Source organism: Microbulbifer maximicatervae (SeqCode) (assembly GCF_052467815.1).
Map to the genome: position 1 here is coordinate 1,863,072 of NZ_CP174326.1, position 21,671 is coordinate 1,884,742.

Below are 21,671 nucleotides of genomic sequence, written 5' to 3' on the forward strand. Positions count from 1 at the left end.
ATTGCCGCGCCTGCCCCGCTGGCAAGGCCGGTACCCAAGCCGCTAGAATACGCCGCTTCGGAACCTGACGGACTGAGATTTTAAAAATGGGAAATAGAACTCCTCTGTATGACACGCATGTCGCTATGGGCGGCAAAATGGTGGATTTCGGTGGATGGGACATGCCGCTGCACTACGGTTCGCAGCTGGATGAGCACAACAAGGTGCGCACCGATGCGGGGATGTTCGATGTCTCCCATATGACCGTGGTCGACGTAGATGGCGCCCAGGCCCGCGACTACCTGCGCTACCTGCTGGCCAATGATGTGGCCAAGCTGGATGGCAACCCGGGTAAGGCCCTTTACACCGGCATGCTCAATGACAAAGGCGGTGTGATTGACGACCTGATCGTCTACCTGCGCGATCCCGGCTACCGAGTGGTTGTTAACTGTGCAACTCGCGAGAAAGATCTGGCGTGGATGCGCAAGCAGGCAGAGTCCTTCGATGTGACCCTGACAGAGTGCCCGGATGTAGCGATGGTCGCTATCCAGGGCCCCAATGCCATCGAGAAAACCAAAGAGGTTTTGGGCATTGATTGGACTTCCGCGATTGATGCACTAAAAGTTTTCCAAAGCGTTGCCCGGGGTGGCTGGTTCGTAGCGCGCACCGGTTACACCGGTGAAGATGGCCTGGAAATTATGTTGCCGGGTGAAGACGCCAGTGGTTTCTGGCGCGCCTTGGCCGAAGCGGGCGTTTCTCCATGTGGACTGGGTGCACGCGACACCCTGCGCCTGGAAGCGGGTATGAACCTGTACGGGCATGAGATGGACGATGAGACCTCTCCGTTGGTTGCCAACATGGCCTGGACGGTTGCCTGGGCACCGGAGAGCCGCAACTTTATCGGCCGTGGTGTTCTGGAGCAGGAAAAAGCCGATGGCGTTAAGCACAAGCTTGTAGGTCTGGTGCTTGAAGAGCGCGGTGTATTGCGCGCAGGTCAACCGGTAGTGGTAGACGATAGTGATGACCGGGGTATCATTACCAGCGGCACTTTCTCCCCCACACTGGGTTACTCTATCGCCTTGGCGCGAGTTCCGGTGAGTGTTGGTGATACCGCACAGGTGGAAATCCGTAAGAAACTGCAGCCAGTCAAGGTGGTTAAGCCCTGCTTCGTACGCAACGGCAAGTCAGTTATTTAAGCGTCGCCCAGAGGTGTACGCGTCACTAAGACAATAAACTTAGATGCTTAATCAAGGGATAACAGCATGAGCGAAATCCGCAATGAATTGAAATACCTCTCCAGCCACGAGTGGGCACGCCTGGAAGAGGACGGCACCGTAACCATCGGCATCAGCGATCACGCTCAAGATGCCCTGGGTGATGTGGTTTACGTTGAGACTCCAGAAGTGGGCACCAACCTGGCTGCTGGTGACGAGGCAGGTGTAGTTGAATCCGTTAAAGCTGCCAGCGATATCTACTCCCCGGTTTCCGGTGAAGTAGTTGCTGTCAATGAAGCTCTGGAAGAAGCTCCGGAAACTGTAAACTCCTCTCCTTACGACGATGGCTGGTTCTTCCGCATCAAGCCCTCCGACGTGAGCGAGCTGGATAATATGCTGGATGCAGACACATATCGTTCAGAGTCTGAAGACTAATAGAGCGAATGTGCTGAAAAGCATATTAAAAAAAGGCTGTGGGTAATCCCCACAGCCTTTTTTGTTCTATAAGCGTCTAAATCAATTTCCACTTATTGATCAAACGATACTGCGTTGCGAATTTCCTCATCATTCACAATCTGATCTAGCTGAGCTTTATAGGCCCGCAAGATATTGTTTTGTGGAGATTCACTAGCCTGCTCATCAACGACATCCCTTTCAGCAATATTCTTGGCAAGTAACTTCCCTTCTTCTAGGCTGTATACGAGGATGTCGGTATTCGTGTCGAAGTTGAATGCTGAAACCCAGTTCAAGTTAACACTGAAATACCACTCGTTAAGCACAAGGCTAATCATTTTTTCGGTGTTATTTTCTTCCATCAAGGCTTTGATGGCTTCATCACTCGGCACTTCATCTAAATCTACTGCTGTGGTATTCCAGCCCGTTTCATTCAAGCCGTGTGTCAATCGGCTTTGTAGAAACTGAGCCAGATTCTTTTCTTTATCTCCCGGCTCTGTTGCAAGCACCTGATTAACGTGCCAATCAACGGGGATGCCAAATGAAACGTGGGCTTTACCAATAAAGTTCTTTTCTTTCCCTTCTTGAACACGTTTGCGCTGATCAATAACAGAAATTAAAACAGGCTCTTTAGTTGTGTACTCCGCTTTTGCGGACTGCTCCTGTAACGGAATAGGTGAAACACAGGCAGTGATCATTGTAGCTAGTGCGAGAAGCGCTATCTTTTTTAGCACGATTTCATTCCTTGTTTTATATGCGTTGGTTCATCATTGCGCACAAACTTCTAGTGAGTTTTAAACAAATGGGCGCCTTTATAGTGTATCACTGGGGCTAGATAATTATTTGAAATCATTTGGCAAGAAACTGGTACGTTAGACCTAATATGTATAGTAAGTATTGCTCATTACTTGTTATTTAGACTTTCGAACGCCTCGCTCAAGTTGACAAGCGCACAATAGGATCGTTCACGCAACCAGTGCTTATGATTTATGGGAGATAGATTTTCATGTGATCCGACGAATAATATACCTTCTAGAAACCCAATTAATGCAAGCTCCGATGTTTCTGGATTCCCTGAGTTAAGACCAAGGTCAACAGCTAAGGCTACATTTTCAAGATCTTGAAAGTCATTATTTCTATATTTTGAAAGTACGTAATGAACGATTACGCTTATGTCATTATAGAATCCAGGAATATCACCGTCCCAAAAATCAAGGTGCTCCTGCCATTCCGAGTCGATATCAGAGCAGGCTTCTAAAAGACTATTGATAAATTCATGTGGAGTCATGTGTTCCATGTGGCATAGCGTAGTGATAAACGGCAAATAGTTTACTGGGAGTTCAGAGTGGCTTGTGTACGGTTTTTCAAATTAGGACTCCGAGTCATTGTGTGCATATTTTTTAACAAGCGATTGAAACTCTAAATACATATTTTTATCAATTTTGTATTCTCCACCCAGTTCTTGAGGTAATAGCTCAGGGTGGGCTTTCCATATTGGATCAAGTATTTGCAAATGAGCTTCTCTCATTACCTTTCCAAATTTTTACATATATTTGTAAATTATGTTTCATCTAAAAGTTCTTTGAGATAGTACAAGTGTGAATTCATAATCATACTTGATTGCTGAACTATCAAAGCAGTTTTTTCTGCGACATCAGTTTTAATTATTTACTTAAATTTTCAATTGTATTGGAACAAACTTGTTTTATGTGCTATTCCCCAGTAAAGAGGAAGCTTAGTTGCGTAGCTTTACAAAAAAAGAGGCGCCCAGCCAAAGAGTAGTGCCAATCACAAATCCCCCCGTAGTTACTACTAAAGAATAAAGCAGGCTCCACAGATCCATACCGAAAAATGGAACAGTCAAGATATATAGAAGCAATCCAGCAATGCCACCAGAGATAGCAGCGTTGATTAAAGGGGCCTGAGCACCACGTTTTACCACCACTATGCCTGAGAGAATGGACGATAAAACTAGGAGTACCCCTGTAGCGCTAAGTGGAACGTCTAGAAAATTTATCATCAGAGTCAGCATGATACAAAGAATGCTGAAACTAACTACCCCCCAAGTTATAGCTTTCTTGTTAGCTTTGTTCAATTTTTTTACTCCTATAACACAACTATAATTTAGCCACTCTATTTTTTTGGTTGTCAAGGTTGTAGATTTAGGTATTGAAGAATAGATACATATGATATTAGCACTATATATTTCTGTGATCAGTTCTTTATGTTCTTTTTTGTTAAAGCCAATAAGACTATTCTGGATCAAAGAGAGTTCATATATTAAGACTTGCCGAATAAAGCTCATCCAAAAAAATTTACAGATTCTTGAATATAAAGATATTTGATGAAGTCAAAGCCACCGAGCTAGTTGTTTAGGGTTTGTGGTCTGTTTTAACTAATGCAATAAAAATAAATTGAGATTTATCAATGAGCTTAGATGGTGAGTATCAAGTTGGTATTTTTTCTAAATTATAGCCTCGATGATTCTATCATAAACAGTCGGGTATAAAAATCAGAGAAATTTTTCATTCAATATTAAGATAGTAATGGTAACTGCAAAACATTTTTATATAATCTATACCAAATGTTCTGATGATGGAATACCATTTTGGAGTAAATTAATTGGAGTCCAAGGATAATGAAAAAAGGTATTTTGTTCACGGTGACAGAAAACTATAATGTCGAAGCTGAAGAGGTACTAGAAAGTGATGTTTTAAATTTGACTGACTTTCAGTATTTAATGACCCAGCAAGAACGAGATGATAACCCTAATGGCTACTTGAAAGATGGAGAGCAAATTGTTATAGCCAAAATGCGGCGCAAGAAAGTTTTAGCTGATTTAGCCAAACTTGGCTTATTTCCAGGATGTAAAGCACCTGAATATGCTTATTACGTAGTTTATGGGCAGCCGAATGTCAGAAATATTCCACCGAGTCTTTATTATGAAATTGAGCAAACATTTGAAGATATGGGCTGGGAATTTACTGGCTGCCCACATGCTGATAATGATGGAGGGAAAGATAATGCTTTTACCTGTTACACTTGATGCCAAAGCTCAATAGATTGTGTGGTTGGGCCTTCTCCACATCTTGTTGTGATATTATCCCTACCGAGAATAGATGGGGCATTAATAAAGATAGCCACTTTATTGTTAAAGCTACATGTCTCCAGGTACAGTCAGATAGATTTCGACCTTACCCGAATAAGAGTTGGACTAATTGTATCTGTAAATACAGCCGGAATCTGATCGCCTTTAAGTACTATATTTTCAGAGTTATCCATAAGCTCTAGTGCCGAATGATAAAGAGATGCTAACTGTTCATTAGTCAAACGCTTTGCTGCGACTACTTTATCAGATTGTGCTGTGCACGCGCTTTCACCACAACTTATAATTAAAGCGGTATATTCTATAAGAACTAGAAATTTTAGTTTTACAAATTTACGTGGCAATTGAGATTGGACCCTATTGCTAATAAAAATGTATCTATTGACAAGTTCTCAGTGCCGGTTGAACTAGCATCTAAGACACTATTTACACTTACTTCTGATTTTTCAAAATTAAATACAAGGTCATAAACATTTCCATTAAACTCTCTAAAAGCTATCGATGGGTTAAACTTAGCTTCTTCAACAGTCGCTTCAATACGCCCAATCAAGCGTTCGGAGAGTTCTTCACGAATAAAATTTTCTAGTAACACACCCATTGTTAGGCCTTTCCGCCAATTAGGTTCCATCTCTGTATTAAACCAAGCGAATAGGTTAAGCCGAGAATTAAACATATGCCTGAGCTGGTTAGCCAGAAAGTTAGCGAATTATCTGGGAAGGCTGGCATTATGAAATAAAAACCCAGCGCACGAGCTAAAAATATCGTTGAGATTAGTATCAGGCCAAGCCGAATCAGCGGTAACCTAATAATTAAACCCGCCCCAGAAAAAGCGTAGCTAGCCCAAAGCAGTAGAACGGCTGAAATTACGCTAGTTACAATAGTTGGGTAGGGGTGGCCACTTTCAGCTAGTTGAGCCATATGCTCACCGGCACCAAGAAACCGATACCAATCACCGCCAAATACTATACACCCGATATGAACTAAAGCAGCCAACACTGTGAGTATCCCTGCTACCTGCAAATAGTTAATTCTTTGACTGACCATTTACTCTCCTTGGCTGGTCTATTCGTATATTCGAAAGTGGACGAAATCATATCACTTATCAGCATGCCCAGAGAATGGAAAACGACTCAAATCAGGGAAAGATACCCACTAGTACACTAACCAGTATCGATTGAAGAATATTCCAGTGGCCATATCAGGTGTACAGTATATTCGCCTTGAGCCCTCTTTTGGAAAAAATAAAAATCGTTATAAATCAATGGGTTGGGGTGCTTGCTGCAATATTTGTAATATTAGAATGTATGATAAGTAGCACCCAGCCAAAATATACGGCTTGAGAAGAGTAATTAATGAGTTTTCAGGGACATTGAACTTTTAAATAGGTACGATCATACAGGATATCTCTCCAAAATTATTGGCTGAAAATCAGAGTGCGAATGTCAATGGGTAAGTCACATAAAACCCATGGCAATATATCCAATACTTAGAAGATACTTAGCCTTTTTCTTTTGAAATGAGGAGTACGTTTACGTAGTTATTTTTGATTGTCTTGTGCCTTAAGGTTCTAACGTAAAGGCTATTAAAGATTGCCAATTTTCTACATGCTCCGATATTTTCCAAGGCGGTAACTTACAAAAAATAGGCACAAAAATGATCTTATTGAAATTTATTAAGTTTGTTTCAGTGTCAAATCTGCGTAAAATCGATAGATATTTATTGGTATTTTGGTCGTAAATGAGGCGCTTTTTGAAGGCCTATGACTAAAGAGATTCAATAGAACAAGATTTTTCTAAAAGAACCACTCTCTCAAAGGAGAACGGTAGCGTGACGTAAGAGTAAGTAAAAGGCGCTGACCCAAGGTGCGGGAACACCTGGGGCCAGCTAACCAAATTGATAACATACCTATCAAAGTGGCTATATGGATCATACGCTAGAAACCCGCTCGTCTTCAATAAAGTCGAGTACATCCAGCGGCTTGGAGAAACTCCCCAAGCTCTGGCAGCGTTGCGCCCGCCTTTTCTTCTTCTATGCCTACCGTTCTCGCGCTCCTCCTGCGTTCTTCAACAGATTAGTTTCTCAGCCGTCCATCAATAAAAGTCTACCCATGGCTTGAAAAGCAGAGAATAGAAATATGTTGATCTTAAAGCGCAGAACTGGTGAAAACCTAAGGATCGGAGCCAATGTCTCAATCACAGTATTGGAAGTTAAGGGAAATCAGGTAAAGATAGGAATACAAGCTCCCAGATCACTTCCAGTTCACCGTGAAGAAATTTACATACGTGTCCAGAAGGGAAGGGTGCAGGGGAATAGAAACTGTTGAGAACTTGGCCCTAATTGTGGAACATCCAAAGCATTGGCATCAAAACCTCAGCAGAGCTGCGGTCTTGGTGCCAGGTGCCAGGTGCCGTTGCTAGTGACGTCTATTCACCCGATGGTACCACTTGATAAATACCGGCCTCATCTAGTAAATCGCCATTGGACATCATATAAGCAAAAATTAACATAGATAAGATAACTACAGCTAAATGAACCTTCGTTGCTGAATTGGCGTACTTAGAAAGATAACCCAGGCCATTTTTTTCGTCTGAAGTGGCTGCAATGGCGAATGGTAATAATACAACTATTGCTAGTCCAGCTAAGAAGAAGTATGAAAGATATTCCTCATAATAATAAGGGAACCATGACTCATAGAAAGCTGTAAAAGTAAGATAATATGCAGCAAGTGCAAGTAGGAGTGTAATGGTAAAAATAAATAGTTTCTTCAAATCAAATACCAAGACATTCAAGAGAGCGTAGGCTCTTGTACTTAACAAGTTTTACAGTGAAGGGTTCTTCCTCATAAGAATAATAACAAAAGAACGGTTCTAAAGCTCACCCTATCAATGAGCTTGTTGCAAACTCTCTTCATTATCTATCACGGAGATTGTTCTCTCTATGAATCTTTTGTAAGCCTTTTCAGGTATAAATGTGGCTTTATCGCTCGCGTTGAATTTCTGTAAAATATTCTTTAATTGTGTGTCCGCCATTATTTTCTCTAGATCTGATTCTTTATGGTAAAGTTCTCGAACTCTATTTATCCATGCAAAAGTATTTTCTCTAAATTCAATTAGGGATGATTTATTGGCAGTGACACCATGTCCGGGTATGATTAAGCTTTGATCATCACCCATATTTAAAATAGTATCAATTGCGTTGCTGAAGCCTTTAATTCCACCAGCATAAAATGTGGGGTGCCAGCTAGTATCAAAAATGTCACCAACAAATATTGCGTTACTCTCCTTATGATAAAATATATTGTCAATCGATGAATGAGACTCAACTCTAATGTGAGTAAACCCTTCTAGAGGAATGTCACCCTTTAGAAGCTTTCCACCTTTACCTTCAAAATACTTATTGCCCCCAGTGTGATCAGAGTGTGAATGTGTATTTAAGATAAAAATAACAGGCTTATTGTAGATCGACTGAATTACTTGGTCTAATTCACTCAGATGATTATCTCCCGGCATCGGATCAATTAATATCAAGCCATTTTCTACGGCTATTAAACCGATATTAGTACCATACTCTTTCCCGCTTAAGATATATAATTTTTTAGATATCTTCATCTTAACTATACCTGATGAAGCAGTGGGGCTGATAAGTATAAATATTATTGAAAGCAGAACTTTAAAAATATTCAAAGCTAATCCTTTTACATTTCAGTCAAATTTCATCGATATGTTAAACGCCGTAAGAAATGATAATCACCTATTGTGGGCTTAGATTCCAAAATTTTTCTTACCTTACGTAATTTAGATGTACCTCCGTGTTAGGTCTAAACCTGACTATACAGGGTATCTACTAACCGTGGGTAAGTCTTACACTATAACTCCTATAGCAGGACCGGTCGGAGCAACCTGCCTGTTTTTGTTAAGCATTTTGTGCGAGCTCTTTGATGTGGTCTAACTTTACCGGAAAGAACCCGTAAATAGTAATGTCCGCTTCGTACTCTAGTTGATTTTCTGAGACGAACTCTAGTGTGGGCATGAGATCAGTCAAAATTGGCTTTATAAAATTTGGCTTCGTCATAAGCATTTGCTCCACAAGGCTAATAAAGCAGTTTGCCGCATCTGGAGCATCGAACTGCTCGAAATCACCTTTCTCAATAAATTGTTTAAAACCAAGCATATAGTATTGAAATGGTTTAATTGGCATAAAGCTAAGTTCGGAAGCCCGTTCAAGAACACACCGGCGAAAATCTAACTGAACTTGATCGTTCGTTTTTCCAGCAAAAATTCTGTGTGCATATGCAGAATCGAGGTCATCCCGGTAATTTCCCCAATCGCTTTCCGATGGTACATTCATAGTTCGTGTGCCTCTATTTGTTAGGCATTTCCTGCTCCAATTTGTGAGCCAAGTATGAGACAAGCTTATTTGCCTCCTTAAGTGATATTCCATTTTTTTTGGCTGGGTAGATATAGAAGTTGAAATCGCCAAATGGGTTAACACCTAAGATACTTGAGTCTGGTCGCCACATCATGATTAGAAAGTGTGGATCTGTCGGATGTGTACGTGCAACTTGTAATTTGAATCCATACGCATCTGAAAATGGGCGAAGCACCGATTCAAGAGCTTCTGGTGACGGAACTGTAATCGAAAATTTGCCTTCTGCAATAGGTATACCCTCGTACGCATCGTAATCAAAGACTTGTTTATAGCACCATGTGAGGATGATCATTACAAAAACGAAGACTATTGTATTTCGAAACATAATGATGCCTAACGAGGGTGTAGAAAAACTCAGTCCTATTTCCGTATTGTGCTTGTATGTGAAAAATAGCTTACTCATCAGTGAAAGCTAAATCAGAGTTCACGTAGAACCACTATCTGTGGTTAATATTTGGCTCTCCCTGGAGGGGCATAGATGTACATTAATTTTTCTACCGCCTGAACGCCTTTAGCAGTAGCAGAATGTAGTGAGACCCAGCCAGCTTTTTGCATGGTGATGCTGGCCAAACTTGTTATGAGTTTACTGGCCATATAATTGTTTTGTTGTCCGCCTTAAATAGATAGCTGCACTGCATTTGTGTAAGGTAATTATAGTCAAACCAAAACATTACCTAATTACCACTCATGCTAAGCCAATTTTTAGTAACCTTTCCGGCATCGGCGGCGTCCGAAGAGAGACGTAAACCAGTCTTGGAATGAGTGCCGATAAATCAAACCTCCGATTAAAGCGATATTGAAATTCTGCCAAATAGCGCTGTGCATATTTCGGCCTAATAGAATGGTAAGTACTACGCAGTGCACTCTTTAAATTACCAAGTACCGTATTTACCCAATAGAACTCAGGCTCTTCAACAGAAGCTCTGCCACCACCACAAACAATTTTGTCATGCACACAACCGGCCTCCTTAATGGCATTGAAGCATGGAAGACCATCTGAGATGACTGTGCTGCCACTACAAAGGGATTTTTTACTCCAGGTTGAAATTTCACTGCTTTTGAAGCCCTTGATAATTGAGAGCTTAATACGGGTTGGATGTCCCTCCTTGGTTGTTTCAACGGCAGCTACAAAGGGAGTTTTACCCTTGGCTCCGCGCCCCGGTTTGCATCCAGTACGCTCACCACCGAGATAGGCATCATCTAGTTCAATAAAACCGGATAGTTTGTATCGCTGGTCTCGCTCCATCATCACTTGCATGAGTTTCTGCTTCATGCGCCATGCTGCGTTGTAAGAGATGCCCAGATGTCGAGATAGCTCCATACAGGAAATACCCTTCTTATCCTGTGTAATCAGGAAGATACCGAGAAACCAGGTGGTAAGGGGGAGCTTCGTAGAGTCAAAAATCGTACGGGAGGTAATCGATGTCTGACGTCGACACCGGTTACATTGCTTAAGCTTGCGATAAGCGAGGTCGCAATGCTTGTCATGTCCGCAGTGAGGACAACTAAAGCCATTGGGCCAACGCCATCGCGACAGCGCATCGAAGCACTGTTCCTCGCTGCCGTACATTTTGAGGAATTGGATCAAACTAATCCCCTTCTGAAACTGTACCTTGTTGCGAGCCATGCTGTATTCCCTTGCAGATCAACGAGATATCTGTATTTATATACAGTTAAGATTGACTTAGCAAGAGTGGTAATTAGGAAACATTATACCCAAACCATCGTGAATTAAGCATTTATGATTTGGAAGTTCTTCGGAAGACCAGTCTTCTAGCTTTGCTATTTCTCCAGTATCTTTAGCAATTAACCTTGAAACTTCTTCGACTCCTAAACCGAAGAGTTGCTTTTTAAATAATGAATAACCAGCTCCCATAACTGTTATTGTACCCAAACGAAAGTCATCATCATTATTGAAGGTAAAAGTTAAATTTCTAAGCGAATACCATAATTCTCTATGCCAATCACCGTTGCCCTCAACATACTCGGATTCGTCAATTCGATCTGGCTTACCGAAGAAAGAAATAATTTCTTTCTCTACCATGCCGTACCTAATTTCACCTATTCCAATACCCGGTAATATGTTCATTATCTAGTAGTCATAACAGTAAGCTTTGGGAGCCGCTGTGAAGCGGATACGCAACAGCAGCCCCAGTCATGGTAGCGGCGAATAAGAGCGCTTTGATATGTATTTTCCGGCCAATCAGAAAAACCATTCAATATCTGCTGTATTTAGGCAAAAGCTCCAATTACCTCTCGACAGTCTTTTGCAATTAAAACCAATAATAGGCAGTGGATATTTAAGTATATCCTCTTCATCAGGTAAATCTTGCTCATATCCTTCTAGAATGTTGGAAAATTTAAAGGATTTTCTTTCTTCATGATTATATGTAGGGTAAATAGTGACAATCCAGGTTTTACTATTTTTACTAACGACACAAGCTCATGAGGTGCATCACCATCTAATATAAATTTTTCGATTTCTGATAACACCAATATTGCCTCTATACATAACGCAATGCTAAAAGGCTGGAAGTGCTTATTGCCGGAGGTCCTGCCCACGCTTTGTGGCAATTTTTCAACCTGTTGCTCTATGATTGCTTAGTCAGTGGTGTCATAGCCACCATCGTAGTCCTCCGATGATGAGCCTCTATTATCTGAATTGCTCAAAAGACCTGGTGAATCTTTATACTCCTTGGATAAGTCGTTTTCATTGCAATCAAACTCATCTGGCTTATCAGGAGCTGGCTCATAAAATGGAAAGATGATTACAGGGAGCCCAGATCCAATCCCAATCAAAATTAGAGGGATTTGCCATCGGAGTTCCTCACTGCCTAAATACTGGATAAGAATATCAGCAAAACCACCGATCAGAGATAACCCTGAAATTAGGAAGCAGAATATTTGTACTTGCCGCTTCATACGACTCCTCTTATCACATAACGAGAGTGTAGGAAAACTCAGCCCTCTTTTCGTATTGTGCTTCTACATGAAAAATAGCCTACTCATCAGTGAAAGCTAAATCAGAATTCATGTGGAATCACCATATGTGGTCAATGCTTGATCATACTTGAAGGGCCACAGATGCACATTAGTTTTCTTTACAGTCTGAGCACCCACAGCAGGGGCCGGCGCTAACTGCCTGTGATTGTTAGCTGCCTTTGCGTAATTGCTCATTATATACTTCCTGTATCTCAGCATGGCCAACTACTCTTGAGCCTTCTCGAACCTCCAGATTAGCACCACTCTCTAGGCATTTTGGGTATGCCTCCGGCGTGATGAATTTAACAAACGCTAGAGCGCGTCTGTTAGGTTCCGCAATCCCCGCATCAATAAACCAATGAATTGTAGTCGTGAGGTAGTCGGCTTTAACCCTGTAATGAGGTCGGTATCCATTCTTTACGATGATATCTTTACCGGAAAAACATACCTGCACAAGGGCATCAGGCTCCCAGGCTGGATTTTCATTTCTATCGAATTTATCAGATATCACATTTGCCTCTTACAAGAGTTAACGCCCACAGCACGGGCGGCCGTAGCAACGTGCCTGTGATTGTTAGAGCGGTGCTTGCCCGTGAAACTCGACATAGAGCCCCTTTAGATTCTTAGGCATTACTTCCCAGTACGGCCGAGCATTATCGCTATTTACTTGCCAAAATAGATTCTCTACGAACGCGACGTCAATTGCTTTCATTATTCCACTTTCACCGTGCTCGTATACTGAACTAATAGTTTTAAGGAGTGCCTGATAATTATCAGCTATCACTTTCTTTTTCATTTCACTGTTCAGGGCATTCGCAAGTGATTCAAACCAAGAATATGAAGAGAATTCCGGTTTGGACCAACCTGTTCCAATATTCATCATATAACTTGTCAGCCTGTGCTGATATTTCAGGATAGGCTTCCCTAATTTGCCTACAAAAAGTATCTAAATCCATCTCGTTTCTCAGTCTGGAGCTCTAATGCTTTTAGCACCTGCGCCTTAGGCGTCTGGTACCTAAATTTGCTATGTGTATATCTCAGCTAGTAGATCTTGTGCAATTTTGTAATAGATTTCGGATTCTGCTGTTGCTTGATTTTCGTCCATGAACTGTAGCGCTCGCTCTTTAAGTATTGGTATAGGCCCATCATTCCCCGAAAAATGGAAACCAACTATATTGTTCATCGTACTAACTAGTGAATATATCGGTGTATCTCTTCTAAGTGCTTTCGGCGGTAAATTACCCTGCCGGTTTAACTCTTTAGCAAAGCTAATAATTCTGCTCGTCATATTACCTCCGACACATAACGTTGCCAGCAAGGGCTACAGAAGCGGAGTGTAGGCTGTCCAGTCCAGCCCCCGGTGGGACGAGCTTGCCTGGCCTGGTTATATGGCCTGCGCAGATGAATTGGGTTAATCAATATTTGGTCTCTTTGCTAGCACCGCTTTTACTAGATTGTACTGCGTTTTCCACTTATCTGAAGACTTAAAAACGATACCCCCAAACGGGGAAGATTTGTCTTCTTGCAAATCAGAAAGCTCTATCGATTCCTCACACTGCTGCAACCGATGTAGGTAAGCGAGAAGCCTCTTTGTAGAAAGAGCTTCTAACTCGCGCTGATTCAACGGCTTTACGGGTCTTAGCATTATTGTTTCCAGATTGCATAACGCCCAGCACAACGAAGTTGTCCTTAACGTGCTGCTGCTGGTTAGATTTATTTTTCTGGCTCATATTTATTTTTATATTCAACAAACTTAGTTAGTTGCTTTGCTGATAACTCTGATTCGGGAATCCAATATATAACATGACTCATTTTATCGGTGAATAAGCTATTAGAATGAACTGCTGACTCATATTGTATGTAAACACGACCTCTAGAGTTGCCAATATAGGAAGCCCAATAGGAAGAATTAGTACCAGATACTGCACTCAGTAGCATTTCAATGTCTGCTTTGTCTGCGCGCTTTAGTAAGTCAGCGTGTGCCATGCTGCGAATAAAAAAGAGACTGAATATTGTTGCCATGACTATGCGCATAATCTCTCCAAGTGAATCCAACACTGCCAGCAGAGATCGAAAAATCAGCGCGAAGCGGCGGATTTTTGTCCCTCTCGCTAGCTTTGTTATGCATCATTTTCTATTAACCACTTACAAAAAGGATCCTTTGAATCTTCGTCTCCAAATTCCGCAGGTTCTTTGACTATTTCACTGGCTTTGCTTGGAATAGAAGTTTGAAACTCATGAATTAGCCAATCTTGATATTTTAAATTTGGCTGAACCGTAAAGTTACTATTTTTGAAGCTTTCTCTGGGTGTAAGATCGAACTCTTCATTCCAGCAGATCTCATCGTATCCTATGGCGATAAGCCTTAAAAAGTCCAAAGGATCATCACATAAGATACAAGCGAGCATGGACCCAGAGCCTGATCCTATATGTACAATTTTTTGTTGCCCTTCATCATCAATCCAAAACGCAGCCATTGACCCATCACCACCGGTTCTGGCGAAGACCCTAAGTCGCCCCTTTGTTTTTTCATTTATGAAGTAGAATAAATCACAGTCTTTCTCCGCATAGAATTCAATCAGTGTTCCACCAGGCCTTTCATTGCTACCCCATTCAGATCTAAGCTTGCTGATTGGATATAGGTAGCCAACTCTCCCATCTTCCGTATCTTCGTAGAAGCCTTTTTTTTCAATCCAGCTGAAGAGCCTCTCAAAAGCATCTGGAATCTTCATCGGCTCCAGCAAAATATCGTCTATTTGATTGGATAGAGATATCAACTACAAAGCTCCTTTTGTGCATAACGCCCGCAGTTGTGGACGACCTGTAACGACGAAGGAGCGGAAAGGCGTTCCGACAACCTGAGCTTGTTATGCCTTTTCTTTAAGTTCATTTATGGCCTTTAGTAAAGCGTCTCTATTTTTTGATGACTTTATCCATTTGGGCAGCCTGCTCGCTAAGGACGAGTTACGCCAACCCCACTCTTCATCTTTAGATCTCTCTCTTAGATTCGCAGAAACGTAAGACTCCAAGAATTCTAGGTGCTCATTGTTAAAAGCCCATAGAGAATTGCCGACACAATCAGTTCTTAACCATAAATTAAAACCAAAGTAACCATCTGTTGGATTATCGTCATACCAATAAAAAGAACATCCGATTGAGGGTTTGTCCGTGCTATATCCACATTCAGTACATGAGGCCCGGACTTTATCTTCTACAAGTGGAATAACCACTGCTTTACTTGAGCATTTAGGACAAGCGATCAACACCGGATCAGCTTTTGTAGGCTTACTAATCGTATACCTATGCTCTCGTCCATCTTTAAATCGAATATTACTCATGACTCTCTCTGGGCATAACGCCTAAAACACCTGTGTCAACACCAAAGCGAAGCGGCGGTTTTGACGCAGGTGCCTTTACTTGTTAACTATCCCCCTCGATCCGATCTATCACTTCAACTCGTGCACTTTTTGGACAGTAAATCGTGAGAGTTTCTGAGTGAGGGTTTATTGTTCCCCAGTCTCTTTCAATCCGCCACTCTGGCATATCATCTGAATTTTCACTTGAAGGGCTTACCGCAAAGGACCAGTGGCCTGAGTAGAATACATGAACAAAGATACCTTGAATTTCGCCTGGGACAGTTATTTCAAGAGTACAAACATAGCCACCTTCACATAGTTTAGGGTGAGAAGTTATGTTGAACTCATTTTGACTACAATCTATTCCTTTGCAGCAAACCATTCGATCACTTGCTCCCCAAAACACAGCCTTATTGCCGCTAGATTTGGTATCAGTAGATTCTTTATTTTTGAAAAACACCCCAGATTCCCTAATACAGTTAACGCCGCTAGCAAGGGCAGCCGAAGCAACGCGTAGGCTGTCCAGCCCACCCCGAAGGGGGGGCAAGATTGTCTAGCCTAGTTTTGGCTGGCGCTACCGGGGACCGACTACTAGCACTTTGCCAGCCACGGTTTGGCTGGTCACTATCCAATATTTACGAGGAAAGAATACCGCACTTTCCCCAACCAATTCCTATCTTATTGGCACTCTGCGAAATTGTAGCGGACTGCTCCTTTTGCAGGCGATTTTGCCTACCTTTGTTATAACTTCTACTCATCGGAACTGGCCAAAGAATAAATATCGAAATTCAATGCCAACCCCAAAGTAACGATTCTTTGCAAAAGCTCTTTCTGAAGTATTACTGCCATGTTTGGATAGTAACACGTAGGCACGTATGTGATACCAATACGAGCCTCACCTGATAAATGTGTGAGCTTTTCTTTTCGTGATTCTAGTAGCTCCAACAACTCTTTGAAATGTACGTTTGTATAGTAATCATCGGAACATTCTAAAGTACGATAGGACCAAAAGTTCTCTTTGCGTTTTCGTACGTTATTTGGACCCCATGGCTCTCCCTCGCACCAAAAATGCGTTGGTTCGATATCCAATATTTTGGAAATTGATTCGGGAGAACACTTAAAATCTCTAGCGTAAAAATATGCGTATGTTTGATGATCATTCATAATATTTTAGATTAACGCCGCGCCTGTGTTTTATACACATCATTTAAGCCCATTTAAAGCCTCTGCTGCTTCAATATAATGGAGCAGTTTGGTATATCCCTGCCAAACAGTTTTAACCCCTGGTTCGCCATCACCTTTACGTCCTAGAAATCCCCCTAGGCCTGCCAACATACGCGTTATATCTCTCATGCTTGGAGGTATATTCGGTGGGCAACTTTTATCTCGCATCATCCATACCATGCGCCATTCTTTTTCAGAGTAAGCACTCGTACATGGTTCATCAGGAAGACTTCTTGCTTGTGTAGTTATCGAATGTAGTCGCCATCCAATAATCATATAGATCGCAATACAATTCAACATTCGCTGCTCTGTTCTAAAACGATTACTTTCTATCTGGCATCCGCCTTTTACTACCCGAAAATAGGTTTCAATTTCCCACCGGCTTCGATACCACTCAATGATAACTCTCGCCTGCTTAAAGTCTTCAACTGGAAGATCAGTTAACAGCATCCACTCAATGCCTTTTTCACCCTCTGGTGGGTTTAATTCTTTGGCCAATACAGCATAGAGAGAAAGTGGTCGTTTAGATTTTCCTTTCCCAAGTAGCCGTATCTCAGTAGTGGATACACTGACTTTGGCTTTTCTTCCAGGTTCTCCATTTCGTTTGGGAATGTCTACCGTGTATAGACCAACAGATTTCTGCTCATTCATATGATCCCAAAGCAAAACTGTTTCTTCTCCATCGAGCTCTAAAGTGCGATTGGCCTTAGCTCGAACGATATAGCTCGCCCGCCGCTGTTCACTTTGATCTTCAGCCCGTTGAAACCACTCATGAATATCACCTTCTCTATCAGCAATACTCACAATTGTGCTTTCAGGGCAGCGCTCCTGTATCTGACAAGCCGCTTCGTAATGGTCTAGCCAGCGTCGACTCTCCTTATCCTTTATCGACTTGGTATAGCGAGAATTAGAGATTGATTCCTTGTCTCTCTGCCACATACTACCCTCAACAACACCCAAGTTAACTCTTGATGGCGTTATAGCGATTGAGGTGTGCAAAAGTTGCTGATTGGTGTCTTTCCGTCGAAGAGTTCCCATCTCTTTACTTTCTAGGTCAGTGGCAAAATTTAAAAAGGTAGTATCTTGAGGAATAAGAACAACGGGCTGCGCTTTGATTCTCTCAAGAGTTGCTGATTTATGGCCGCTCATAATAGAGTCAAAGTTGACTTTATCATTTTCGATAAAGCGATAAGCCGCAAACGTTTCTGCCCAAGTTTTGTTTGCGCAGGGAATACTATTCTTTGGGTCGGAACTTAAATTACTGAGAGTATTAGACAGGCGCTTATTCAAGCGTGTATCACCCATAACCTGATTTTTTATTTCGTCCATGACCCAGTCCTGCATAATTATCCAGCCAAATCTATAGTTCTTACTGGGTTAAACTGTAACTTATTGATTTATAAAATAAAACTGAAAAAACTTATGTATAAAACTTAGCGCCGAGCTCATGTGCATAGCGTTGCACGTCCCCTGGAGCGAATTGTTATGGATTACCACTGTGGAGACTTCTGGCACTCAGGAGATCCACATTTTAAGGACTCTAAATGATCGAGATAGCTATTTAACGCTTCCGTCCTGCTTTGTGTAATTTGTGAGATGCAGCTCCATTTCCATTCACCCCATGCCTTGGTCGATTCGCCCATAAAATTACAAGTGCTGTCTCTGAACTCACTCCATTTTTCTTGCGCCAAAATAAACTCATGTTTTGCTTGACGAGAAACATTTTCACTTTCAATTTTATCGACAACCGTTTCGTAGATGGAGTTAAGCTCTTTTTCTAATCCTACGGCGTGCAACCTTCTACACTCAGAGACTGCCCAATTTGTCCCCACCTCACAAGGGTTTATAAGCTTCTTCTTATGGCATATAAGATCGCCATAATCTCCTGTTCCAGAACAGGATTCTCCTCTCTCAGCAGATACTGCATAGCCGCAAAACAAGAATAAGATAAAAAATATTTTCTTCATAAAGCCGTATCCATTTGGGTTCGATAACGCCCAGCACACGGGCGGCCGAAACAGAGCGAAGCGGCGTGTAGGCCGTCCAGCCTGGCGCTTTTTGCCGGGCGTTCGTGCTGCTGCTTGTTAGAGTTTGTGGCACTCATGTTAATTTTTAAATGACAATATTTTGAGACCAAGACAAACCAGCGCTCCAATTAACACGCCTTGCCCAGCAGCTATGATCGGAACTAATGGTACGGCTAAAAGCATATTACCAGGGGCGTCAGGTTGTACCAAAGCAGCAATTAAGAACAGCGGCGTAAAGATAACGGAAACACCCGTAGTCCAACCTTTCCATATTTGTGTGAACATTAATTACACTCGGTTTTATTGGTAGCTCTAACGCCTAGCCGCACGGGCCGGAGGTGCGAAGCACCAGAGGTCCAAAAAATGCGCAGCATTTTTGATCGTGCCGGCTCTTGGTACGCCCAGCATGGGCGTGAACTAATGGGGTGAAAGTCCCCTGTAGGAGGATCACCATTTAATGGATTCCATTAAATGCTAACTACTAGCGAATGGCAACTGCAACACCGTGAGGTTTTGTGGGGAGGAAGCCGCTAGCAAAACTACGAGCTGACGGACAGAAACATCATATAAGGCTTAGCCTGGAGGCGAGGTAGCCAAGGATACCAAAGCCATGTGGTCTAACGGGTAGAGTAAATGATGCAGTTGTGTAGTGAAAGTTCACGTTCTTATCTGGGGAGATCTGTTCAACCTGCTGCTGTAAAGCTGTCAGCGTGGCCGCTGACTCATAAGTAGGCCCAGCCCGCTAGCCACCATCGCGGGGGTAAACAAAATGGGTGGAACACAGCGGCGCCTTGGTCAGTAATGATCAAGGTGATTAAACAGAAGTCAGCCGACGGTATAGTAGCCTAATACCAAGATTAATACCTTGGATACGGTGAAGGCCTGAACCCAAAATCCACGAGTTAAAAGACAGGGCTAGCCTACTGATATGTTGCCAGCCGGATATAAAATTGACGTAGCGCACTGCCATGACACTCAACTCAAATGAAAATCTGCTTGAAGCCATCCTCAGCAAAGAAAATCTTAATGCTGCATGGAAACACGTGCGAAGCAACAAAGGTACCGCAGGCATTGACGGGATTACTGTTGATAATTTTGTGCAGCACTTTAAGGCAGTTGGCGATGACCTCATCGAGACCATTCGACAGGGTCATTACCAGCCGCTTCCCGTCAGGCGCGTCTACATTCGCAAGCCAGATGGTGGCCAGCGTGGTTTCGGGATACCTACGATCTTTGATCGTGTTGTTCAGCAGGCTATAGCCCAAATCATCGGTCCCAGTTTCGATAAAACCTTTTCGGAGTTCAGCTATGGGTTCCGCCCAAAGCGATCTCAGCATCATGCGGTAAAAAGCTGCGAAAGTATATCGAGGGAGGGAAACGAATAGCAGTGGATGTCGATTTATCTAAATTCTTCGATCGGGTAAATCATGATTTCCTCATGAGTTTACTTGGCCAAAGAATCAGCGATAAGCGCTTACTCAAACTGATCGCAAGCTACTTGCGTGCAGGAAGAGTAGAAGATGGATGCTGGAAAGCCTGTCATGAGGGGGTGCCACAAGGTGGCCCTTTATCGCCGCTGCTGTCTAATATTGTACTCGACCTGCTCGACAAAGAGCTGGAAAAACGCCAACACAAAATCGTCCGCTATGCGGACGATTTTGTGATTGTCGTTTCCTCTAAACGCGCGGGTGAGCGGGTTATGACGAGCATTAAACGCTTTGTTGAGCGCAAGCTTAAACTCAAAGTTAACGATGCTAAAAGCAAAGTAGTCCCCGTTAGTCGTTGTAAGTTTCTGGGTTTTTCTTTCCGTGGAGCAAAGCTTGTCTGGCATGATAAGTCACTGCGCCAATTTAAATACCACGTCCGTCAGATTACAGGACGATCCCGTGGCATTTCGATGGAAAAGAAACTGAAAGAACTTACCGTATACCTCCGTGGCTGGATCAACTATTTTGGAATAGCGCAAGGCTATCAAAAATGTATTGATCTAGACTGCTGGATACGGCGGCGATTAAGAATGAGCTATTGGAAGAGTTGGCGCAGAGTGAGAACGAAAGTTCGAAATTTACTGCGTATGGGTGTGAGTGAGTCGCTGGCAGTTACCTGCGGCTCGTCCGGTAAAAGTTACTGGCGAAGTGCAAAAACTGAGGGTATTCATATTGCGCTCAATAATGAGTTCTTCGAAGAGATGGGTTTGATTTCATTGCGAGATCGTTGGGTAGAGATTCATTACGGATAGGGAACCGCCCATTGCGGACCCGCACGATGGGTGGTGTGGGGGCCGGTAGCTAGAAACTACCGGCTACCCGATTTATGTGTATTTTACGTGTCATCTCTCAATCTATTTCTGCACAATTTAATGAAGTCGGTGTAATCTAAATCAGTTTCCTGATGCAAAGCCTTCTCGAAAATACAACAAAGATTCCATAGAGCGCGTTCTTCTGCCGGATCTTCGACGCTGAGCTTATCAGAATCACTAAACCGACGGGTTAGCTCGAATAGAACCCATGCTTCATCTTCGGCAAGTGTTATCTTAACGTCCTTACTCATGATCTCTACTTACACATAACGCAAAGCTAAAAGGCCGGAGGCATTTTTTTTCGGAGGTCCAGCCCACGTTTTTTGGGGGCGAATTTTCAGCGTTTTGTTATAACGTCTCATCTAATCTCTCTGATACAGAAAGGCTTTTTCTAAGTAGCAGCGAGACCAAATATATAATTGCCAGAGGAGGTAATAATGCCATAAATCCACCAACTACAACCGCTCGTTTAACCTTTAAGGTTTTTTTGATAGCTAGCATATAGCTAAGAGCTAATACAACACAAAACCATAGCAATATACCCAGGGCTTCGATATTGGAAATATTAAACAGTTCGTACATTCCGCATTATCCATTAAGGAG

The 21,671-nt window shown here is 42.5% G+C and carries 32 protein-coding genes; 5 read left to right on the forward strand and 27 right to left on the reverse strand.

Features of this window, described 5'->3' with window-relative positions; translation table 11 throughout:
• The first annotated feature begins 86 nt into the window (after window positions 1-86).
• Complete coding sequence (gene gcvT / locus ACJJIW_RS08165) at window positions 87-1,175, forward strand: glycine cleavage system aminomethyltransferase GcvT (protein WP_413663598.1); 1,089 nt, start codon at window positions 87-89, stop codon at window positions 1,173-1,175.
• 66 nt (window positions 1,176-1,241) lie between these two features.
• Window positions 1,242-1,628, forward strand: coding sequence for a glycine cleavage system protein GcvH (gene gcvH / locus ACJJIW_RS08170; RefSeq protein WP_282930945.1), 387 nt, complete (start codon window positions 1,242-1,244; stop codon window positions 1,626-1,628).
• Window positions 1,629-1,720: 92 nt separating this feature from the next.
• Here gcvH and ACJJIW_RS08175 read toward each other — a convergent pair whose 3' ends face one another.
• The 4 genes from ACJJIW_RS08175 to ACJJIW_RS08190 all read right to left on the reverse strand — a co-directional run bounded on the left by ACJJIW_RS08175 (window position 1,721) and on the right by ACJJIW_RS08190 (window position 3,912).
• Window positions 1,721-2,380: a hypothetical protein gene (locus tag ACJJIW_RS08175; protein WP_444937070.1), complete on the reverse strand. Its 660-nt coding sequence runs from the start codon at window positions 2,378-2,380 to the stop codon at window positions 1,721-1,723.
• Between the two features lie 170 nt (window positions 2,381-2,550).
• A complete protein-coding gene (locus ACJJIW_RS08180; protein ID WP_444937071.1) occupies window positions 2,551-2,934 on the reverse strand; it encodes a DUF7674 family protein in 384 nt (127 codons plus the stop codon).
• 81 nt (window positions 2,935-3,015) lie between these two features.
• Entirely contained in the window at window positions 3,016-3,174 is a 159-nt protein-coding gene (locus tag ACJJIW_RS08185; protein WP_444937072.1) for a hypothetical protein, read from the reverse strand.
• Between the two features lie 207 nt (window positions 3,175-3,381).
• Window positions 3,382-3,912, reverse strand: coding sequence for a hypothetical protein (locus tag ACJJIW_RS08190; protein WP_444937073.1), 531 nt, complete (start codon window positions 3,910-3,912; stop codon window positions 3,382-3,384).
• Window positions 3,913-4,284: 372 nt separating this feature from the next.
• On the opposite strand from ACJJIW_RS08190, the gene ACJJIW_RS08195 reads away from it, so the two are divergent.
• Window positions 4,285-4,692 carry a hypothetical protein gene (locus ACJJIW_RS08195; protein WP_444937074.1) on the forward strand — a complete coding sequence of 136 codons (408 nt, stop codon included), beginning with the start codon at window positions 4,285-4,287 and terminating at the stop codon, window positions 4,690-4,692.
• A 385-nt stretch (window positions 4,693-5,077) separates the two neighbouring features.
• Here the strand turns inward: ACJJIW_RS08195 and ACJJIW_RS08200 are convergent, their stop codons facing one another.
• Window positions 5,078-5,350 carry a hypothetical protein gene (locus tag ACJJIW_RS08200; RefSeq protein ID WP_444937075.1) on the reverse strand — a complete coding sequence of 91 codons (273 nt, stop codon included), beginning with the start codon at window positions 5,348-5,350 and terminating at the stop codon, window positions 5,078-5,080.
• 1,536 nt (window positions 5,351-6,886) lie between these two features.
• Between ACJJIW_RS08200 and csrA the strand changes: the two genes are divergently transcribed.
• Window positions 6,887-7,075, forward strand: a complete 189-nt coding sequence (gene csrA, locus ACJJIW_RS08205) for a carbon storage regulator CsrA (RefSeq protein WP_444895861.1) — start codon at window positions 6,887-6,889, stop codon at window positions 7,073-7,075.
• A gap of 100 nt (window positions 7,076-7,175) precedes the next feature.
• On the opposite strand, the gene ACJJIW_RS08210 is transcribed toward csrA, so the two are convergent.
• From ACJJIW_RS08210 to ACJJIW_RS08305, 20 genes are all read right to left on the reverse strand, one after another.
• Window positions 7,176-7,520, reverse strand: a complete 345-nt coding sequence (locus tag ACJJIW_RS08210) for a hypothetical protein (protein ID WP_282930953.1) — start codon at window positions 7,518-7,520, stop codon at window positions 7,176-7,178.
• A gap of 114 nt (window positions 7,521-7,634) precedes the next feature.
• The gene (locus tag ACJJIW_RS08215) at window positions 7,635-8,435 is read right to left on the reverse strand and encodes an MBL fold metallo-hydrolase (RefSeq protein ID WP_444937076.1); all 801 of its coding nucleotides are present in this window, start codon (window positions 8,433-8,435) and stop codon (window positions 7,635-7,637) included.
• Window positions 8,436-8,664: 229 nt separating this feature from the next.
• On the reverse strand, window positions 8,665-9,099 hold the full coding sequence (locus ACJJIW_RS08220) for a hypothetical protein (protein ID WP_444937077.1): 435 nt from the start codon (window positions 9,097-9,099) through the stop codon (window positions 8,665-8,667).
• Between the two features lie 13 nt (window positions 9,100-9,112).
• Window positions 9,113-9,583, reverse strand: coding sequence for a hypothetical protein (locus ACJJIW_RS08225; protein ID WP_444937078.1), 471 nt, complete (start codon window positions 9,581-9,583; stop codon window positions 9,113-9,115).
• Window positions 9,584-9,865: 282 nt separating this feature from the next.
• A complete protein-coding gene (locus ACJJIW_RS08230) occupies window positions 9,866-10,807 on the reverse strand; it encodes an IS1595 family transposase (protein WP_444935446.1) in 942 nt (313 codons plus the stop codon).
• A gap of 57 nt (window positions 10,808-10,864) precedes the next feature.
• Window positions 10,865-11,269: a hypothetical protein gene (locus ACJJIW_RS08235; RefSeq protein ID WP_444937079.1), complete on the reverse strand. Its 405-nt coding sequence runs from the start codon at window positions 11,267-11,269 to the stop codon at window positions 10,865-10,867.
• 512 nt (window positions 11,270-11,781) lie between these two features.
• Window positions 11,782-12,102 carry a hypothetical protein gene (locus ACJJIW_RS08240; protein ID WP_444937080.1) on the reverse strand — a complete coding sequence of 107 codons (321 nt, stop codon included), beginning with the start codon at window positions 12,100-12,102 and terminating at the stop codon, window positions 11,782-11,784.
• A gap of 229 nt (window positions 12,103-12,331) precedes the next feature.
• Window positions 12,332-12,673, reverse strand: coding sequence for a hypothetical protein (locus ACJJIW_RS08245; protein ID WP_444937081.1), 342 nt, complete (start codon window positions 12,671-12,673; stop codon window positions 12,332-12,334).
• A gap of 63 nt (window positions 12,674-12,736) precedes the next feature.
• Window positions 12,737-13,045, reverse strand: coding sequence for a DUF7674 family protein (locus ACJJIW_RS08250; protein WP_444937082.1), 309 nt, complete (start codon window positions 13,043-13,045; stop codon window positions 12,737-12,739).
• Window positions 13,046-13,186: 141 nt separating this feature from the next.
• Window positions 13,187-13,450: a hypothetical protein gene (locus ACJJIW_RS08255; RefSeq protein ID WP_444937083.1), complete on the reverse strand. Its 264-nt coding sequence runs from the start codon at window positions 13,448-13,450 to the stop codon at window positions 13,187-13,189.
• Window positions 13,451-13,573: 123 nt separating this feature from the next.
• Entirely contained in the window at window positions 13,574-13,807 is a 234-nt protein-coding gene (locus ACJJIW_RS08260; RefSeq protein WP_444937084.1) for a hypothetical protein, read from the reverse strand.
• A gap of 68 nt (window positions 13,808-13,875) precedes the next feature.
• A complete protein-coding gene (locus ACJJIW_RS08265) occupies window positions 13,876-14,196 on the reverse strand; it encodes a hypothetical protein (protein WP_444937085.1) in 321 nt (106 codons plus the stop codon).
• A gap of 86 nt (window positions 14,197-14,282) precedes the next feature.
• A complete protein-coding gene (locus ACJJIW_RS08270) occupies window positions 14,283-14,894 on the reverse strand; it encodes a hypothetical protein (protein WP_444937086.1) in 612 nt (203 codons plus the stop codon).
• Between the two features lie 135 nt (window positions 14,895-15,029).
• Window positions 15,030-15,500, reverse strand: coding sequence for a hypothetical protein (locus ACJJIW_RS08275; RefSeq protein WP_444937087.1), 471 nt, complete (start codon window positions 15,498-15,500; stop codon window positions 15,030-15,032).
• Between the two features lie 82 nt (window positions 15,501-15,582).
• Window positions 15,583-15,978 (reverse strand): hypothetical protein, encoded by a 396-nt coding sequence (locus tag ACJJIW_RS08280; RefSeq protein ID WP_282930967.1) that lies wholly within the window; start codon window positions 15,976-15,978, stop codon window positions 15,583-15,585.
• Window positions 15,979-16,268: 290 nt separating this feature from the next.
• Complete coding sequence (locus ACJJIW_RS08285) at window positions 16,269-16,682, reverse strand: DUF4279 domain-containing protein (protein ID WP_444937088.1); 414 nt, start codon at window positions 16,680-16,682, stop codon at window positions 16,269-16,271.
• Between the two features lie 39 nt (window positions 16,683-16,721).
• Window positions 16,722-18,086 carry an IS4 family transposase gene (locus ACJJIW_RS08290; protein WP_507021873.1) on the reverse strand — a complete coding sequence of 455 codons (1,365 nt, stop codon included), beginning with the start codon at window positions 18,084-18,086 and terminating at the stop codon, window positions 16,722-16,724.
• Between the two features lie 146 nt (window positions 18,087-18,232).
• The gene (locus ACJJIW_RS08295; protein WP_282930969.1) at window positions 18,233-18,709 is read right to left on the reverse strand and encodes a lysozyme inhibitor LprI family protein; all 477 of its coding nucleotides are present in this window, start codon (window positions 18,707-18,709) and stop codon (window positions 18,233-18,235) included.
• Window positions 18,710-18,847: 138 nt separating this feature from the next.
• The gene (locus ACJJIW_RS08300) at window positions 18,848-19,054 is read right to left on the reverse strand and encodes a hypothetical protein (RefSeq protein ID WP_444914640.1); all 207 of its coding nucleotides are present in this window, start codon (window positions 19,052-19,054) and stop codon (window positions 18,848-18,850) included.
• A gap of 695 nt (window positions 19,055-19,749) precedes the next feature.
• The gene (locus ACJJIW_RS08305) at window positions 19,750-20,109 is read right to left on the reverse strand and encodes a hypothetical protein (RefSeq protein WP_444937090.1); all 360 of its coding nucleotides are present in this window, start codon (window positions 20,107-20,109) and stop codon (window positions 19,750-19,752) included.
• Window positions 20,110-20,132: 23 nt separating this feature from the next.
• On the opposite strand from ACJJIW_RS08305, the gene ACJJIW_RS08310 reads away from it, so the two are divergent.
• Window positions 20,133-21,008: a reverse transcriptase domain-containing protein gene (locus ACJJIW_RS08310; RefSeq protein WP_507021875.1), complete on the forward strand. Its 876-nt coding sequence runs from the start codon at window positions 20,133-20,135 to the stop codon at window positions 21,006-21,008.
• A gap of 83 nt (window positions 21,009-21,091) precedes the next feature.
• On the opposite strand, the gene ACJJIW_RS08315 is transcribed toward ACJJIW_RS08310, so the two are convergent.
• Both ACJJIW_RS08315 and ACJJIW_RS08320 read right to left on the reverse strand, forming a co-directional pair.
• Window positions 21,092-21,319 (reverse strand): hypothetical protein, encoded by a 228-nt coding sequence (locus ACJJIW_RS08315; protein WP_444892213.1) that lies wholly within the window; start codon window positions 21,317-21,319, stop codon window positions 21,092-21,094.
• Between the two features lie 97 nt (window positions 21,320-21,416).
• Window positions 21,417-21,650: a hypothetical protein gene (locus ACJJIW_RS08320; RefSeq protein WP_444892212.1), complete on the reverse strand. Its 234-nt coding sequence runs from the start codon at window positions 21,648-21,650 to the stop codon at window positions 21,417-21,419.
• Between the last annotated feature and the right edge of the window lie 21 nt (window positions 21,651-21,671).

Coding starts and splice junctions, on each gene's coding strand:
- gcvT (WP_413663598.1), top strand. CDS start 87: ATGGGAAATAGAACTCCTCTGTATGACACGCATGTCGCTATGGGCGGC.
- gcvH (WP_282930945.1), top strand. CDS start 1,242: ATGAGCGAAATCCGCAATGAATTGAAATACCTCTCCAGCCACGAGTGG.
- ACJJIW_RS08180 (WP_444937071.1), bottom strand. CDS start 2,934: ATGACTCCACATGAATTTATCAATAGTCTTTTAGAAGCCTGCTCTGAT.
- ACJJIW_RS08185 (WP_444937072.1), bottom strand. CDS start 3,174: ATGAGAGAAGCTCATTTGCAAATACTTGATCCAATATGGAAAGCCCAC.
- ACJJIW_RS08195 (WP_444937074.1), top strand. CDS start 4,285: ATGAAAAAAGGTATTTTGTTCACGGTGACAGAAAACTATAATGTCGAA.
- ACJJIW_RS08200 (WP_444937075.1), bottom strand. CDS start 5,350: ATGGGTGTGTTACTAGAAAATTTTATTCGTGAAGAACTCTCCGAACGC.
- csrA (WP_444895861.1), top strand. CDS start 6,887: ATGTTGATCTTAAAGCGCAGAACTGGTGAAAACCTAAGGATCGGAGCC.
- ACJJIW_RS08220 (WP_444937077.1), bottom strand. CDS start 9,099: ATGAATGTACCATCGGAAAGCGATTGGGGAAATTACCGGGATGACCTC.
- ACJJIW_RS08225 (WP_444937078.1), bottom strand. CDS start 9,583: ATGAGTAAGCTATTTTTCACATACAAGCACAATACGGAAATAGGACTG.
- ACJJIW_RS08230 (WP_444935446.1), bottom strand. CDS start 10,807: ATGGCTCGCAACAAGGTACAGTTTCAGAAGGGGATTAGTTTGATCCAA.
- ACJJIW_RS08235 (WP_444937079.1), bottom strand. CDS start 11,269: ATGAACATATTACCGGGTATTGGAATAGGTGAAATTAGGTACGGCATG.
- ACJJIW_RS08240 (WP_444937080.1), bottom strand. CDS start 12,102: ATGAAGCGGCAAGTACAAATATTCTGCTTCCTAATTTCAGGGTTATCT.
- ACJJIW_RS08250 (WP_444937082.1), bottom strand. CDS start 13,045: ATGATGAATATTGGAACAGGTTGGTCCAAACCGGAATTCTCTTCATAT.
- ACJJIW_RS08255 (WP_444937083.1), bottom strand. CDS start 13,450: ATGACGAGCAGAATTATTAGCTTTGCTAAAGAGTTAAACCGGCAGGGT.
- ACJJIW_RS08260 (WP_444937084.1), bottom strand. CDS start 13,807: ATGCTAAGACCCGTAAAGCCGTTGAATCAGCGCGAGTTAGAAGCTCTT.
- ACJJIW_RS08265 (WP_444937085.1), bottom strand. CDS start 14,196: ATGCGCATAGTCATGGCAACAATATTCAGTCTCTTTTTTATTCGCAGC.
- ACJJIW_RS08270 (WP_444937086.1), bottom strand. CDS start 14,894: ATGAAGATTCCAGATGCTTTTGAGAGGCTCTTCAGCTGGATTGAAAAA.
- ACJJIW_RS08275 (WP_444937087.1), bottom strand. CDS start 15,500: ATGAGTAATATTCGATTTAAAGATGGACGAGAGCATAGGTATACGATT.
- ACJJIW_RS08285 (WP_444937088.1), bottom strand. CDS start 16,682: ATGAATGATCATCAAACATACGCATATTTTTACGCTAGAGATTTTAAG.
- ACJJIW_RS08290 (WP_507021873.1), bottom strand. CDS start 18,086: ATGCAGGACTGGGTCATGGACGAAATAAAAAATCAGGTTATGGGTGAT.
- ACJJIW_RS08295 (WP_282930969.1), bottom strand. CDS start 18,709: ATGAAGAAAATATTTTTTATCTTATTCTTGTTTTGCGGCTATGCAGTA.
- ACJJIW_RS08300 (WP_444914640.1), bottom strand. CDS start 19,054: ATGTTCACACAAATATGGAAAGGTTGGACTACGGGTGTTTCCGTTATC.
- ACJJIW_RS08305 (WP_444937090.1), bottom strand. CDS start 20,109: ATGATGCTGAGATCGCTTTGGGCGGAACCCATAGCTGAACTCCGAAAA.
- ACJJIW_RS08315 (WP_444892213.1), bottom strand. CDS start 21,319: ATGAGTAAGGACGTTAAGATAACACTTGCCGAAGATGAAGCATGGGTT.
- ACJJIW_RS08320 (WP_444892212.1), bottom strand. CDS start 21,650: ATGTACGAACTGTTTAATATTTCCAATATCGAAGCCCTGGGTATATTG.